The sequence below is a fragment of the Pseudomonas sp. KBN12P06040 genome (assembly GCF_037574965.1).
Classification (GTDB): Bacteria; Pseudomonadota; Gammaproteobacteria; order Pseudomonadales; family Pseudomonadaceae; genus Pseudomonas; species Pseudomonas aeruginosa.
This window is the reverse complement of the sequence record NZ_JBBELS010000001.1, coordinates 1,561,843-1,575,377: the sequence shown is the minus strand read 5'-3', so window position 1 is coordinate 1,575,377 and position 13,535 is coordinate 1,561,843. Positions and strand designations below refer to the sequence as shown.

The window sequence follows — 13,535 nt, the reverse complement described above, 5'->3', positions numbered from 1 at the left end:
AGCGACCGCGAAATTCTATCAGAGCCCGCGTGGCTCCTGCTTTGTCGGACAACTTCCGAGGCCGCGAAAAAAAATTCTTCACAGGGGCCTCAGACGTCTAGTTAGAGCGGGACGCGATCCCTATAATCCGCCCCCTTTTTCGACACCGGGCAGCCGGCTCCGCCCGCTGACCTTACTGCCTCTCCAGACGAGTGACGCCCCCCTTGCTCGAGATCCGCAACGTGACCCGCCGCTTCGGCGACTTCACCGCCGTCGACAATGTCAGCCTGACGATCAACACCGGCGAATTCTTCACCCTCCTCGGCCCTTCCGGGTGCGGCAAGACCACCCTCCTGCGCATGCTCGCCGGCTTCGACCAGCCGGACAGCGGCGAGATCCGCCTCAACGGCCAGGACCTCGCCGGCGTCGAGCCGGAGAAGCGCCCGGTGCATACGGTGTTCCAGAGCTACGCGCTGTTCCCGCACATGAGCGTGGCGCAGAACATCGCCTTCCCGCTGAAGATGGCCGGAGTGGCGAAGAGCGAGATCGACGCCCGCGTCGAACAAGCCCTGAAGGACGTGCGCCTGGCGGACAAGGGCGGGCGCATGCCGACACAGCTTTCCGGCGGCCAGCGCCAGCGCGTGGCGATCGCCCGCGCGCTGGTAAACCGGCCGCGCCTGCTGCTGCTCGACGAACCGCTGTCGGCGCTGGACGCCAAGCTGCGCGAAGAAATGCAGATCGAACTGATCAACCTGCAGAAGGACGTTGGCATCACCTTCGTCTATGTCACCCACGATCAGGGCGAAGCCCTGGCGCTGTCGCACCGCATCGCGGTGATGAACCAGGGCCGGGTGGAGCAGCTGGACGCCCCGGAAACCATCTACAGCTTCCCGCGCAGTCGTTTCGTCGCCGACTTCATCGGCCAGTGCAACCTGCTCGACGCCACAGTCGAGGCGGTCGACGGCGAACGCGTGCGCATCGACCTCCGGGGCCTGGGCGAGGTCCAGGCGCTGAAATCCTTCGACGCCCAGCCCGGCGAGGCCTGCGTGCTGACCCTGCGGCCGGAGAAGATCCGCCTGGCGCAGAGCGTCACCGCCGACAGCGACGAGGTGCACTTCCGCGGTCGCGTCGCCGAACTGCTCTACCTGGGCGACGTGACCCTGTACATCGTCGAGCTGGAGAACGGCGAGCGCCTGGAAACCCTGCTGCCCAACGCCACGCCCGGCCGAGCCAAGTTCTTCGAGGTGGGCGACGCGGTGGAAGCCGCCTGGCGCTTCGATGCCGGCCATCTGGTCAGGGCCTGAGACGATGAGAAAGAACCTCGGCAAGTGGCTGCTGGTCTGGCCGCCGCAAGCGTATCTGCTGTTCTTCTTCCTGGTTCCGGCGCTGATCATGCTGTTCGCCTCGTTCCGCTTTCCCGGCGACTACGGCGGCCTGGCGCCCTGGATGTACAGCGAGGACGGGCAGACCGTCTACGACCTCAGCGTGGAGAACTACACCCGGCTCACCGAGAGCTGGGTGTACCTGCAACTGTTCGTCAAATCCTTCGGCTACGCCCTGGTCACCACCCTGGCCTGCCTGCTGCTCGCCTACCCGGTGGCGACCACCCTCGCCCGGGCCCCGGCGAAGTGGCGCAACCTGCTGATCCTGCTGGTGATCCTGCCGTTCTGGAGCAACCTGCTGGTACGCGTCTACGCCTGGATGATCATCCTCTCGCCGTCCGGTGCCCTGACCCGCGGGATCAACGCCGCGCTGGACCTGTTCGGCGCGCAGCCGATCAGCCTGATGTTCACCCCGTTCGCGGTGATCCTGTGCATGGTCTACGTGCACCTGCCGTTCATGATCCTGCCGCTCTACGCCAACCTGGAGAAACACGACCCGGCCCTGCTGGACGCCGCCCAGGACCTCGGCGCCGGTCGTTGGCAACGCTTCTGGCGGGTGACCTTCCCGCTCTCGCTGCCGGGCGTGGCCGCCGGCGCGGCACTGGTATTCATCCCGGTGCTGGGAATGTTCGCCATCCCCGACCTGGTCGGCGGTACCGACGGCATCATGATCGGCAACCTGATCAAGAGCCAGTTCCTCGACTCACGCGACTGGCCGTTCGGCAGCGCGCTGTCGATCGCCCTGACCGGCTGCATCCTGCTGCTGGTCGCCCTCGGCATGGGCGCCGCGCGCGCCCGCAAGGGAGGCGCCCATGCGTAGGCCCTACCTGCTCTGGAGCGCCACCGCGCTGGTGTACCTGTTCCTCTACGTACCGCTGGTGATCGTGGTGCTGTACTCCTTCAACGACTCGCGGCTGAACGCCGAGTGGGTGGGCTTCACCCTGGACTGGTACCGCAAGCTGTTCGGCAACCGCGACATGCTCCAGGCCGCCGCCAACTCGCTGGTCATCGCGCTGGTTTCGGCCAGCGTGGCGACCCTGCTCGGCACCCTCGCCGGGGTCGCCCTGCATCGCTTCAAGCTGCGCGTGCTGCCCCTGCTGGTGCTGACCCCGATCGCCATTCCGGAACTCCTGATGGGGGTCTCGCTGGTGATCTTCTTCATCGGCCTGAACATGAGCCTGGGCATGCTCTCGGTGACCCTCGCGCACATCACCTTCTCGGTCGGCTTCGTCGCCCTGGTGGTGCAGGCGCGCATGTCGGGCATGGACGAAAGCCTCACCGAGGCGGCCCGCGACCTCGGTGCCACGCCCTGGCAGAGCTTCCGCCTGGTGACCCTGCCGCTGATCATGCCGGGCATCGTCGCCGGCGCGCTGATGGCCTTCACCCTGTCCATCGACGACTTCGTGATCACCTTCTTCACCGCCGGCGGCGGCTTCGCCACCCTGCCGACGCAGATCTACACCATGATCAAGATCGCCGTGACGCCCGAAGTGAACGCCGTCTCCACCCTGCTGATGCTGCTCACCCTGGTGCTGATCGTGATCGCCTCGAAACTCTCCCCCAGCGCCATCAAGGGCCATTGATCCGCCGAAACCCGCGGGCCTCCCGGAGAGGCCCGCGGCCTTGCCCTGCTCCGGTTTCCGGAGCCCTGCCACCCCGTAACAAGGAACCATGATGAAAAAGCTGTTGCTCGTCGCAACCCTCATGGCAGGAGCCGCCCAGGCCACCGCCGCCGAGAAGCTGTATCTGTTCAACTGGAACGACTACATCGCCGAGGACACGCTGAAACGCTTCGAGCAGCAATGTGGCTGCGAGCTGGTGCAGGAGTTCTATTCCGGCACCGAGGAAATGATGGCCAAGCTGGCCGCCGGGGCCAGCGGCTACGACGTGATCATCCCGACCCAGAACGCGGTCGAGGCGCTGATCCGCAAGGGCGACCTGCTGGAGCTGGACAAGAGTCGCCTGGCGAACCTGAGCAACGAGGCCGCGGGCTACCTCGACAAGGATTTCGACAAGGGCAACCGCTATTCCCTGCCCTACGCCTTCACCACCACCCTGGTCGGCTACAACAAGACCGAGCTGGACAAACTGGGCATCGACCCCGCCGACTGGTCGGTGATCTTCGACCCGGCGGTCCTGGAGAAGATCAAGGGCAGGGTCACGGTGATGGACGACCCGCAGGAACTGTTCGGCGCCGCCCTGAAGTACCTCGGTCACTCCGCCAACGACACCGACCCGCAGCACTGGAAGGAAGCCCAGGCGCTGATCCTCGCGGCCAAGCCGTACTGGGCCGCGTTCAACTCGTCGAGCTATATCAAGGAGCTGACCCTGGGCAACATCTGGGTCGCCCATGGCTACTCCAGCGACATGTACCAGGCCAGGGCCGACGCGGAGGCTGCCGGCCGCGCCTTCAAGGTCGACTTCGCCCTGCCCCGCCAGGGCGCGGTACTGGCCATCGACAACATGGTGATCCACAAGGGCTCGAAGAACCCCGACCTGGCCTACCGCTTCATCGACTTCATGCTCGACGGTCGGAACGCCTCCGAACTGACCAACCAGATCGGTACCGGCACGCCCAACGCCGCCGCCCTGCCCTTCATCAAGCCGGAAATCAAGACGCTCGCCGCCCTGTTCCCGGACGCCACCACCCAGGCCAGGCTGGAGCCGCTGAAGGACCTGAACTCGCGCCAGCGACGCGCCCTGAACAAGCTCTGGACAGAGATCAAGCTGCGCTGATCCGCACCGCTATCGACGAAAGGGCGACCCTCGGTCGCCCTTTTGCGTTTCCGTGCCCCGCCCCGAACGCGGTAACATGGCGCCCATTCGCCACCGTCCGTCCCGGGAATGGGCCGACGGAAACAATTCGCCCCCTCCATCGGTCGAATCCGCTTATTGCCCCAGGAGATCTTCGATGTCGCGCTTCATGGCCCTTGCCCTTTGTTTCGTCCTGCCCACCGCCGCCCATGCCGCCTCGCTCAAGGATTTCGAACTGAGCAAGATGCTGGAGAAAGTGGCCAAGGAAAGCAGCGTAGGCACTCCCCGCGCCATCAACGAAGACATCCTCGACCAGGGCTACACCGTCGAAGGCAACCAGTTGATCAATCACCTCAGCGTACGCGCCAGCCACGCCGAGCGCATGCGCTCCAACCCGGACAGCGTGCGCAGCCAGCTCGGCGATAGCGTGTGCAGCAACACCGGCTATCGCCAGTTGCTCGCCCGCGGCGCGATCCTCACCTACAGCTTCACCGAGTACAAGACCAACCAGCCGGTCGCCACCGAACGCTTCGATGCCGGCAGCTGCCGCATCCAGGGCAAGAAGTAAGCGCGCCGCGCGGTCGCTATGCTGGACAAGCAGCATCTGCTGAAGATCGCCAGGACGCCGATGCCGTTCGGCAAGTACCAGGGACGGATGCTGGTCGACCTGCCGGAGGAGTACCTGCTGTGGTTCTACAAGAAAGGCTTCCCGCCTGGTGAACTCGGGCGGCTGATGCAGTTGACCCTGGAACTGAAGATCGACGGGCTGGACGGGCTGCTCAAGCCGCTTCGTCCCCCCGCTCCGTAGGCGAATGACGTCGCCGACGCTATCCGCCGATACGCAGCCGAACTCAGCGCAACAACGCCGGATCGCCCTTGCCGGCCACCGCCGCCGCCTCCTCCGGGGTCAGCAGCGCGGTGCGCGGCACCTCCATCAAGCGGGCGCAAGCCGCCAGCACGTTGCCCCAGCAGGCGCGGTTGGCGAACTGCATGCCCGCCTCGTCGAGGGTGCCGCCGCGGTTGCGATAGCCGAGTACCGAGGTGCGCCGGGCATCCGGCAGGATCGGCCAAAGATGACCGCGCGCCACTTCCGCGCGCATATGGGTGAGTAGCACGCGGCGCTCATGGCTATCCGGGAACAGTCGTTCCACCAACGCCTCGTCGGCCACCGCCTCGACCTCCCAGCGATCGCGCGGCGCGCGGAAGCGTCCCGGCTCCTGCAGGTAGACCAGCCGGTAGGCCTGCCCGGCCTCGGCCAGACGCTGCGCGGCGCGGCGCATCTGTTCGAGCTGGTAGCTGCCGTTGGCGATCAGCAGCAGCGGATCGGAGCCGCAGCGCTCCTCGACCAGGATCGCGCCGTCGCGGGCCAGGCGCTCGGCCTGGACGGCGTCGAACACCATCGGCCGGTCGCGCTTGGGGATCACCAGGCAGGCCAGTTGCCCCCGGCTGCGGTAGATCGTCGGTAGCAGCGCCAGGGCGCTGTTGTGATCGGCCGGGAAGAGCACCCGGACCATGTCGCTCATCTCGCCAAGCAGGGCCTCGCAGAAGGTGGTGTCCTGGTGCGACTGCTGGTTCTTGCCGTTCTCCCAGGTATGCGAAGTAGCGACCAGCGGCCAGCCCAGCCAGCCGGCCGGACGCCCGACTTCCTTCTGCTGGCGGGCGAAGATCAGGGTCTGGCGCACCGCGCCGAGCATCTTCACGCAGAACGCCTCGTAGCTGGCAACCAGGTTGAGTCCGCCCTGGTTGGCCAGGCAGGCGGACACCACCGCCTCCTCGTTGAGCGCGGTGATGACCCGACCGCTCACCGATTCCAGTTCGCTCTCCGGCTCGCTGACCCGATGCTTGAGCGCCTTGAGCACGCCGCCGAGGCGGTTGCTGGCCAATTCGTCGGGATTGCCGACCCGGGCGCGCAGGTCGGGGTTGGCCTCCACCAGTTCGGTATAGAAGCGGTCCAGCGCGGCCATCGGCGAGCAGGCGTCGTCGCGATAGCGCAGCGGCGGGATGATCGGTTCGATGGGATGGCGCAGGGCCAGCGGGTTGTCCCGTTCGAGGGGACGCTCGCCGCGCTGCTCGGCGAACAGCCGGCGGGCCAATTCGAGAGCCTCAGGCTCGACCCAGAGTTCATTTGCATGCTGGTTGAACAGTTGCCGGGCCTGTTCGTCGTTATGCGGATTGCCCGGCAGCGGCAGGTTGTGCGCGGCGTTGCTGCCGGCGCCATAGAAGCCGAAGCCCTTGACCGTCTCGGCGATGCCGTAGGGAATCGGCAGCGGGTAGCGGAGGATGCCGCTGTTCTTCTCCTGCACGCGCCGCTCCAGGCGCTGCTCCATCTCCCAGAGCGTACAGACGAAGGCGGCCGGGTCGCGCCCATCGAAGCTGATCGGATCGAAGCCGCAGCGGCGCAGGTGCAGCTTGAAGCCCTCCAGGCCCTCATGGGTGCCCAGTTCGGTGCGCTGCTCGATGCGCCGGCCATTGGCGATCATCACCGGCAGCGCCGCCCCGCAATCCTCGGCTCGCCACCAGCGCGGAATCCAGTCGCTGCCGCGCTGTTCCTCGGCGGCGCCATCGGAGAGGAACGCCACCAGGGTCTCGCCGGGCAGCGGCATGTGCGCGTACTGCAATTCGGCGAAGCCGAGGTAGCCGCCCTCGGCGATACCGCCGGCGGTATGCGGATTCACGTGGCTGCCCAGTGGCGCCGCCGGTGCGCCGTTGGGGGCCTGGGCATAGCCGTAGAAGTCCTGCAGCAAGCGGTTCAGCCCTTCCTCGCCGTCGGCATAGGCGCGCTCCTGCTCCGGGTGCAGGTTGCCGGTGAGGACGTTCAGCGCGTCGATGGCGGCCACGCAATGGCCCTGGCCCATCAGCCAGGCGCGAGTCTTGCCGGTCAGGACGTTGAGTGCCAGATAGCCGGCGTAGGCCGGGACCATGTTCAGGGCTCCGCCGGTGTGGCCCTCGGGCTGTGTCTTGAAATCCTCGGCCTGCAACGGCTGGCCGTCCAGGCGGATGCGCCGGGCGTAGGTCATGTGCACGACGATGCGCAGGGCGCTGGCGGTCAGCCGGTCGAGGGCGCGGAACAGCTGGTAGACGCTGGCCAGGTCCGGTTGCAGCCCGGCTTGGACCAATTGATGAGCGGTGCGGAACACGGCGGCGCGGGTCTCTGCGCTATGCTGGAGCGGACCATGGCCTTGCAGCCACGCGGCAAACGCCGGCTCGGCCGCCGCATGGGCAAGCAACTCGTCCTGACTGGGCAGAATCTGACTCATGGTGGGTAGCCTCCCTAGTGGTGCCTTGCAGTCTAGGCAGCACACGGCAAAGGGCGCTGACCTGCATCAAGCTCCCCGCCCCCGATTCGTTCACCCTGGCCCTGTACGAAGGTTCCATGGCATTCCACGATCCCCGAAAGGTATCGGGGTGTCGACAGAGCTCTGACGGAGGAGGCTCGATGGCATCACTGACGTTTCTAGGCGCCGCCCAGGAGGTCACTGGCTCCTGTTATCTGCTGGAAACCCTCGATGGCGTGAAGGTCCTGCTCGAATGCGGCATGCGCCAGGGGCGCCGCGAAGCCGACAACGGCAACCGCGCGCCCTTCCCCTTCGATCCCGCGAGCATCGACGCGGTGGTCATCTCCCACGCCCATCTGGACCACAGCGGCCTCCTGCCGCGCCTGGCGGCCGAGGGCTTCAAGGGCCCGATCTTCGCCACCGAGGCCACCTGCGAACTGCTGGAACTCATGCTGCTGGACTCCGCGCACATCCAGGAAAAGGACGCCGAGTGGGAGAACCGCTGGCGCAACCGGATCGGCAAGCCGAGCATCAAGCCGCTGTATACCCAGGCCGACACCGAACGCGCACTCAAGCTGCGCCGGCCGATCAGCCTCGGCAGCACCGTGGCGGTCGCTCGTGGCGTGCGGGTGACCTTTCACAACGCCGGGCACATCCTCGGCTCGTCGATCGTCGAAGTGCAATTCCACGACCAGGTGCAACCGCGCCGCCTGGTGTTTTCCGGCGACCTCGGCAACACCTGCTCGCCGTTGATGCGCGCGCCCTCGCCGCTGAGCCGGGCCGACGTGGTGATGCTCGAATCCACCTATGGCGATCGCGATCACCGCGACAGCAACGACACCCTGGAGGAACTGGCGGCGATTCTCGACCAGGCGCATCGCGACGGCGGCAACGTGCTGATCCCGTCGTTCGCCGTCGGTCGCACCCAGGACCTGCTCTACTACCTCGGCCGCTTCTACCAGGAGGGCCGCCTGCCGCAACAGGCGGTATTCCTCGACAGCCCGATGGCCGCCCGTGCCAATGGCATCTACCTGCGCCACAGCAACGAGTTCGACGACCGCGACCGCGAGTACATTCGCGGCACCGGCACCACCCGCCTGGAGGAATGGCTGCCGGTGCTGCGCGTCACCCGCAGCGCCGACGAGTCGATGGCGATCAACCGGATCAAGAGCGGCGCGGTCATCATCGCCGGCAGCGGCATGTGCACCGGCGGCCGTATCGTCCATCACTTCAAGCACAACCTCTGGCGCCCGGAATGCCATGTGGTATTCCCCGGCTTCCAGGCGCGCGGCACCCTGGGCCGCAACATCGTCGACGGCGCCAGCGCGGTTCGCGTGTTCCACCAGCGCATCGCGGTCAAGGCGCAGATCCATACCCTCGGCGGCATCTCCGCCCACGCCGGGCAATCGCAGCTGCTCGACTGGGTCGGTCACTTCGCCCACCGTCCAGCGCTATACCTGATACATGGCGAGCGGGAAAAGATGGAAGCGCTGCAAGGCGCGATCCGCGAGCGTCTCGACTGGGATGCCGAGATACCGGAGCCCGGCGAACGCATCGAGATCTGAGCCGCCGTCCGCAACTGTCACGCAGTCCGTGGCAGTATGCGGATGACCGCCTGTCCAGGGTGGTTGTAGAAGGAGTATGCGAATGCCCTACGAAGCCGATGACTATCTTTCCCGGCACTTCCAGACCAGCGGCACCGACCTGGCGCGGAAGGTCGACGAACTGGCGGCCCTTGCGGCTCCCGGCGACAGCCCCAATCTCGCGCTCTACCGCGAGATGCTCTTCACCGTGACGCGCATGGCCCAGGCCGACCGCAACCGCTGGGACGCCAAGATCATGCTGCAGACCCTGCGCGAGATGGAGCATGCCTTCAGCGTCCTCGAGCAGTTCAAGCGGCGACGCAAGGTCACCGTGTTCGGCTCGGCGCGCACGCCGGTCGAACATCCGGTCTATGCCCTGGCGCGCAAGCTGGGCGAGGAACTGGCCCGCTACGACCTGATGGTGATCACCGGCGCCGGCGGCGGCATCATGGCCGCCGCCCACGAAGGCGCCGGGCTGGAGAACAGCCTGGGCTTCAACATCACCCTGCCCTTCGAGCAGCACGCCAACCATACGGTGGACGGCAGCGGCAACCTGCTGTCGTTCCACTTCTTCTTCCTGCGCAAGCTGTTCTTCGTCAAGGAAGCCGACGCCCTGGTGCTCTGCCCCGGCGGCTTCGGCACCCTCGACGAGGCACTGGAAGTGCTGACCCTGGTACAGACCGGCAAGAGCCCGCTGGTGCCGATCGTGCTGCTCGACCAGCCGGGCGGCCGCTACTGGGAACACGCCCTGGAGTTCATGCAGGAACAGTTGCTGGAGAATCACTATATCCTGCCGGCCGACATGCGCCTGATGCGCCTGGTGCATTCGGCCGAAGACGCGGTGAAGGAAATCGCCCAGTTCTACCGCAACTTCCACTCCAGCCGCTGGCTGAAAGGCACGTTCGTGATTCGCCTGAACCACGCCCTGAACGAAGCCGCGCTGGCGCACCTGCACGAACACTTCGCCAGCCTCTGCCTGAGCGGCGGCTTCCAGCAGCAGGCCTACAGCGAGCAGGAACAGGACGAACCGGAGTTCCGCAACCTGACCCGCCTCGCCTTCGTGTTCAACGGGCGCGACCAGGGGCGGCTGCGGGAATTGCTGGACTACATCAACCTGCCGGAAAACTGGGACTGAAGCTGCCGCTCCGGCACGCGCTCAATCGTCGCTGCGGCCGTTCAACAGGCGGCTGATCGACTCCATGGAGTAACCCCGGTACGCCAGGAAGCGGCCCTGCTGGGCCTTTTCCCTGGCGTCCTGCGGCAGGCGGGCGAACTTGCGGCGCCAGACCTCACGCAATTGCGCACTCCAGTCGACCTCGCAGGCACCCAGCGCCCTTTCGATATCGGCGCGCGGCAGACCGCGTTGCGCCAGTTCCTCACGGATGCGCAACGGCCCATGGCCGCCGCGGGCGCGACTGGCGATGAAGCTTTCGAGATAGCGGGATTCGTCGAGCAGACCTTCCTCGGCCAGGCGGTCGAGGGCGGGATCGATCAACTCGGCAGACGCGCCACGCTGGCGCAACTTGCGGGAAAGCTCGGCGCGCCCGTGCTCACGGCGCGCCAACAGATCCATGGCCGCCCGCCGCACGGCGACGGGCGTATCGAGCACGATCGCCATTGGCCTCAATCGGCTTCGGCGTCAGCCACTTCTTCGGCGTCGGCCTTCACCGGGCCGCTCTTGGCCAGCAACTGGTCGCGAATGGTCTTCTCCAGTACCGAACCGATTTCCGGATTGTCTTCCAGGTACTTGGCGGCGTTCGCCTTGCCCTGGCCGATCTTACTGCCCTGGTAGCTGTACCAGGCGCCGGACTTCTCGACCAGGCCCAATTGCACGCCCAGGTCGATGATCTCGCCGGTACGGTAGATGCCCTTGCCGTAGAGGATCTGGAACTCGGCCTGGCGGAACGGCGGGGAAACCTTGTTCTTCACCACCTTGACGCGGGTTTCGCTACCCACCACCTCGTCGCCTTCCTTCACCGCACCGGTACGACGGATGTCCAGGCGGACCGAGGCGTAGAACTTCAGTGCGTTACCGCCGGTGGTGGTTTCCGGGTTGCCGAACATGACGCCGATCTTCATGCGGATCTGGTTGATGAAGATGACCAGGCAGTTGGCGTTCTTGATATTGCCGGTGATCTTGCGCAGCGCCTGGGACATCAGGCGTGCCTGCAGGCCGACGTGGGCGTCGCCCATCTCGCCTTCGATCTCGGCCTTGGGTACCAGCGCGGCCACGGAGTCGACGATGATCACGTCGACCGCGTTGGAGCGCACCAGCATGTCGGTGATTTCCAGGGCCTGCTCGCCGGTGTCCGGCTGGGAGACCAGCAGGTCGTCGACGTTGACGCCCAGCTTGCCGGCATAGTCGGGATCGAGCGCGTGCTCGGCGTCGACGAAGGCACAGGTGGCGCCCTGTTTCTGGGCCTCGGCGATCACCGAGAGGGTCAGGGTGGTCTTGCCCGAGGATTCCGGACCGTAGATCTCGACGATCCGGCCCTTGGGCAGGCCGCCGATGCCGAGGGCGATGTCCAGGCCCAGGGAGCCGGTGGAGATGGCCGGGATCGCCTGGCGCTCATGGTCGCCCATGCGCATGACCGCGCCTTTGCCGAATTGGCGTTCGATCTGTCCCAGGGCCGCGGCCAGGGCGCGCTTCTTGTTCTCGTCCATTGAAGTCCTCGCGAAGTCAGGGCGGCCGGACGGCCACGAACAACTGTATAAGTAGACAGTATTATTCCACAGGGCAAGTCGCTCGCCTACCCCCGACGGGAAGAATGTTCCGAACGGTTGCCCGCAGGCGCGGCTAGCCCGGGTTCTCGCCGTTGCTCATGCGCAGCAGGCCGGTCAGCGCGGTCGCCACCGTCTGCCGGCGCACGGCGTCGCGGTCGCCGTTGAACTGGCAGCGCTCACTGACCAGCCGCTCGCCGTCGGCCCAGGCCAGCCAGACCGTGCCTACCGGCTTTTCCGGCGAGCCGCCGTCGGGCCCGGCGACACCGCTCACCGCCACCGCGAAACGCGCCCCGCTGTGCCGCTGGGCGCCGCGCACCATGGCCTCGACCACTTCCCGGCTGACCGCGCCGACTGCCGGGAACAGCGACTCGGGCACCTCCAGCTGGAGGGTCTTCTGGCGGTTCGAGTAGGTCACGTAGCCAGCCTCGAACCAGCCCGAACTCCCCGGGATGCGGGTGATCGCCTCGGCGATGCCGCCACCGGTGCAGGATTCCGCCGTGCTGACCTGCTCGCCCAGGTAACGAAGGCTTTCGCCGAGGCGGGCGGCCAGTGCGGTCAGGTCGGACTCCATCAGGGTCATCACTGTTCTCCAGGGTAGAAACGGAAAGGGACTACCCTACACCATCGGCTTTTCCATTCAGAAGCAGCTTTCGGACAAGCGCAACCGCGCGAAGGCAGCGAATGCGCGAACATGCGTGTTCCATCACCGTCCAAGGAAAGGCACCCCATGAACATCGCGCCACTCAAGGTCTCTCTGCTCTCCCTCGCCCTGCTCCTCTCCCCCGTAGCCAGCCTCCCCGCCCATGCGGCCTGCACCGCCAACCTGGCCCTGCAACCCGCCAGCAGCCTGCCCGCGCTCGGCGGGCGCCTGGTCTACCACAGCTATATGGAGTACGGGGACGGCTCCTCGAACCTCTACCTGCACGACTTCAAGAGCAAGAGCACCCGCCAGCTCAACCAGCCCGGCTGGAACATCGAGGACCCGATGAATGCGCATTTCTCCCCGGACGGCCGCTACCTGACCTTCATGGGCCGCCAGAATGGCGCCTGGCACGTGTTCGCCTGGGCCATCGGCGGTACCCAGGCGCCGAGCAACCTGACCGCGGCCATCGGCGGTCGCAACGAGGATCCGAAGTTCTCCTTCGACGGCCGCCAGGTCGTGCTCAAGCACGAGGGCGACATCCGCCTCGCCACCCTGGTCTTCAATGGCGATGGCAGCGTCGGCGTGAGCGCCTGGAAAGCCGTGACCGGCGACGGCTGGAGCACCGAGGAGTCGATGCCGTTCCTCACACCCTCAGGCAAGTACGTGGTCTACGCGACAGGAGCCGGCGACAGCCTGCGGGTGGTGCGCAGAAACCTGGAGAACGGCCAGGTCAGCGCCCTCGCCACCCCGGCCGCGGGGGGCCGCGACTATTACCCGGTGGTACGCGACTATACCGCCTACTTCCTCTCGCGCACCCAGCCGGCCGGCAACGACCAGTTGGCCATGGTCGTACCCAACAGCCCGCCCGGCACCCCGGCGATCCTGCCGCTCAACCACTGCCAGGGCGACAATTCCGACGCCGCGCCGGTGAACGAGGACTACCTGATCTTCTCCAGCACTTCGTTCGACCCGACCTACAGCCTGCTCCTCGGCGACATCGCCGCGGCGCGGGTCTGGCGTCTCGACCCGGCGCAGATCAACCTGCCCGACGGTCGGCAGAAGCTCGGCGCCAGCTATACCGCGGCACGCTGAAAGCAGCCCGCACAGGCGCGGACCTGAGGGTCCGCGCCGGTTCCGAACGGACCCGACACAGGCCGGTGAATCGGGTTAACATTGCCCTCTTTTGCACCGTCCA

At 66.5% G+C, this 13,535-nt stretch carries 13 protein-coding genes; 9 read left to right on the top strand and 4 right to left on the bottom strand.

Going from position 1 to position 13,535, the window contains the following annotated elements:
• Positions 1-191: 191 nt before the first annotated feature.
• The 6 genes from VQ067_RS07460 to VQ067_RS07435 all read left to right on the top strand — a co-directional run bounded on the left by VQ067_RS07460 (position 192) and on the right by VQ067_RS07435 (position 4,923).
• Positions 192-1,283 (top strand): ABC transporter ATP-binding protein, encoded by a 1,092-nt coding sequence (locus VQ067_RS07460; protein ID WP_003119359.1) that lies wholly within the window; start codon positions 192-194, stop codon positions 1,281-1,283.
• 4 nt (positions 1,284-1,287) lie between these two features.
• Positions 1,288-2,181 (top strand): ABC transporter permease, encoded by an 894-nt coding sequence (locus tag VQ067_RS07455; RefSeq protein WP_003092241.1) that lies wholly within the window; start codon positions 1,288-1,290, stop codon positions 2,179-2,181.
• Positions 2,174-2,944 carry an ABC transporter permease gene (locus VQ067_RS07450; protein WP_003092244.1) on the top strand — a complete coding sequence of 257 codons (771 nt, stop codon included), beginning with the start codon at positions 2,174-2,176 and terminating at the stop codon, positions 2,942-2,944. Before VQ067_RS07455 ends, VQ067_RS07450 begins: the two co-directional genes overlap by 8 nt.
• An 88-nt stretch (positions 2,945-3,032) precedes the next feature.
• Entirely contained in the window at positions 3,033-4,097 is a 1,065-nt protein-coding gene (locus tag VQ067_RS07445) for a polyamine ABC transporter substrate-binding protein (RefSeq protein WP_003113877.1), read from the top strand.
• Between the two features lie 175 nt (positions 4,098-4,272).
• Positions 4,273-4,683 carry a quorum-sensing-regulated virulence factor family protein gene (locus VQ067_RS07440; protein ID WP_003092248.1) on the top strand — a complete coding sequence of 137 codons (411 nt, stop codon included), beginning with the start codon at positions 4,273-4,275 and terminating at the stop codon, positions 4,681-4,683.
• A gap of 18 nt (positions 4,684-4,701) precedes the next feature.
• Positions 4,702-4,923, top strand: coding sequence for a DUF3820 family protein (locus VQ067_RS07435; RefSeq protein WP_003092249.1), 222 nt, complete (start codon positions 4,702-4,704; stop codon positions 4,921-4,923).
• A 43-nt stretch (positions 4,924-4,966) separates the two neighbouring features.
• Here VQ067_RS07435 and VQ067_RS07430 read toward each other — a convergent pair whose 3' ends face one another.
• Positions 4,967-7,372, bottom strand: a complete 2,406-nt coding sequence (locus VQ067_RS07430) for a phosphoketolase family protein (protein WP_003113876.1) — start codon at positions 7,370-7,372, stop codon at positions 4,967-4,969.
• A gap of 179 nt (positions 7,373-7,551) precedes the next feature.
• On the opposite strand from VQ067_RS07430, the gene VQ067_RS07425 reads away from it, so the two are divergent.
• Together VQ067_RS07425 and VQ067_RS07420 are read left to right on the top strand one after the other, a co-directional pair.
• Positions 7,552-8,955 (top strand): MBL fold metallo-hydrolase, encoded by a 1,404-nt coding sequence (locus VQ067_RS07425; protein ID WP_340080813.1) that lies wholly within the window; start codon positions 7,552-7,554, stop codon positions 8,953-8,955.
• 82 nt (positions 8,956-9,037) lie between these two features.
• Positions 9,038-10,108, top strand: coding sequence for an LOG family protein (locus VQ067_RS07420; RefSeq protein ID WP_003092255.1), 1,071 nt, complete (start codon positions 9,038-9,040; stop codon positions 10,106-10,108).
• Between the two features lie 21 nt (positions 10,109-10,129).
• Here the strand turns inward: VQ067_RS07420 and recX are convergent, their stop codons facing one another.
• The 3 genes from recX to VQ067_RS07405 form a co-directional block, all read right to left on the bottom strand.
• Positions 10,130-10,591, bottom strand: coding sequence for a recombination regulator RecX (recX, locus tag VQ067_RS07415; protein ID WP_003109699.1), 462 nt, complete (start codon positions 10,589-10,591; stop codon positions 10,130-10,132).
• 5 nt (positions 10,592-10,596) lie between these two features.
• On the bottom strand, positions 10,597-11,637 hold the full coding sequence (recA, locus tag VQ067_RS07410) for a recombinase RecA (protein WP_003092260.1): 1,041 nt from the start codon (positions 11,635-11,637) through the stop codon (positions 10,597-10,599).
• 133 nt (positions 11,638-11,770) lie between these two features.
• A complete protein-coding gene (locus VQ067_RS07405; protein WP_003092262.1) occupies positions 11,771-12,277 on the bottom strand; it encodes a CinA family protein in 507 nt (168 codons plus the stop codon).
• A 147-nt stretch (positions 12,278-12,424) separates the two neighbouring features.
• On the opposite strand from VQ067_RS07405, the gene VQ067_RS07400 reads away from it, so the two are divergent.
• Positions 12,425-13,432, top strand: coding sequence for a TolB family protein (locus tag VQ067_RS07400; protein WP_003098486.1), 1,008 nt, complete (start codon positions 12,425-12,427; stop codon positions 13,430-13,432).
• Positions 13,433-13,535 lie beyond the last annotated feature (103 nt).

Bases quoted from the DNA above. Each gene is read 5' to 3' on its own strand.
- VQ067_RS07445 (WP_003113877.1), top strand. From the start codon at position 3,033: ATGATGAAAAAGCTGTTGCTCGTCGCAACCCTCATGGCAGGAGCCGCC.
- VQ067_RS07430 (WP_003113876.1), bottom strand. From the start codon at position 7,372: ATGAGTCAGATTCTGCCCAGTCAGGACGAGTTGCTTGCCCATGCGGCG.
- VQ067_RS07440 (WP_003092248.1), top strand. From the start codon at position 4,273: ATGTCGCGCTTCATGGCCCTTGCCCTTTGTTTCGTCCTGCCCACCGCC.
- VQ067_RS07435 (WP_003092249.1), top strand. From the start codon at position 4,702: ATGCTGGACAAGCAGCATCTGCTGAAGATCGCCAGGACGCCGATGCCG.
- VQ067_RS07420 (WP_003092255.1), top strand. From the start codon at position 9,038: ATGCCCTACGAAGCCGATGACTATCTTTCCCGGCACTTCCAGACCAGC.
- recA (WP_003092260.1), bottom strand. From the start codon at position 11,637: ATGGACGAGAACAAGAAGCGCGCCCTGGCCGCGGCCCTGGGACAGATC.
- VQ067_RS07400 (WP_003098486.1), top strand. From the start codon at position 12,425: ATGAACATCGCGCCACTCAAGGTCTCTCTGCTCTCCCTCGCCCTGCTC.
- recX (WP_003109699.1), bottom strand. From the start codon at position 10,591: ATGGCGATCGTGCTCGATACGCCCGTCGCCGTGCGGCGGGCGGCCATG.
- VQ067_RS07425 (WP_340080813.1), top strand. From the start codon at position 7,552: ATGGCATCACTGACGTTTCTAGGCGCCGCCCAGGAGGTCACTGGCTCC.
- VQ067_RS07405 (WP_003092262.1), bottom strand. From the start codon at position 12,277: ATGACCCTGATGGAGTCCGACCTGACCGCACTGGCCGCCCGCCTCGGC.
- VQ067_RS07450 (WP_003092244.1), top strand. From the start codon at position 2,174: ATGCGTAGGCCCTACCTGCTCTGGAGCGCCACCGCGCTGGTGTACCTG.
- VQ067_RS07455 (WP_003092241.1), top strand. From the start codon at position 1,288: ATGAGAAAGAACCTCGGCAAGTGGCTGCTGGTCTGGCCGCCGCAAGCG.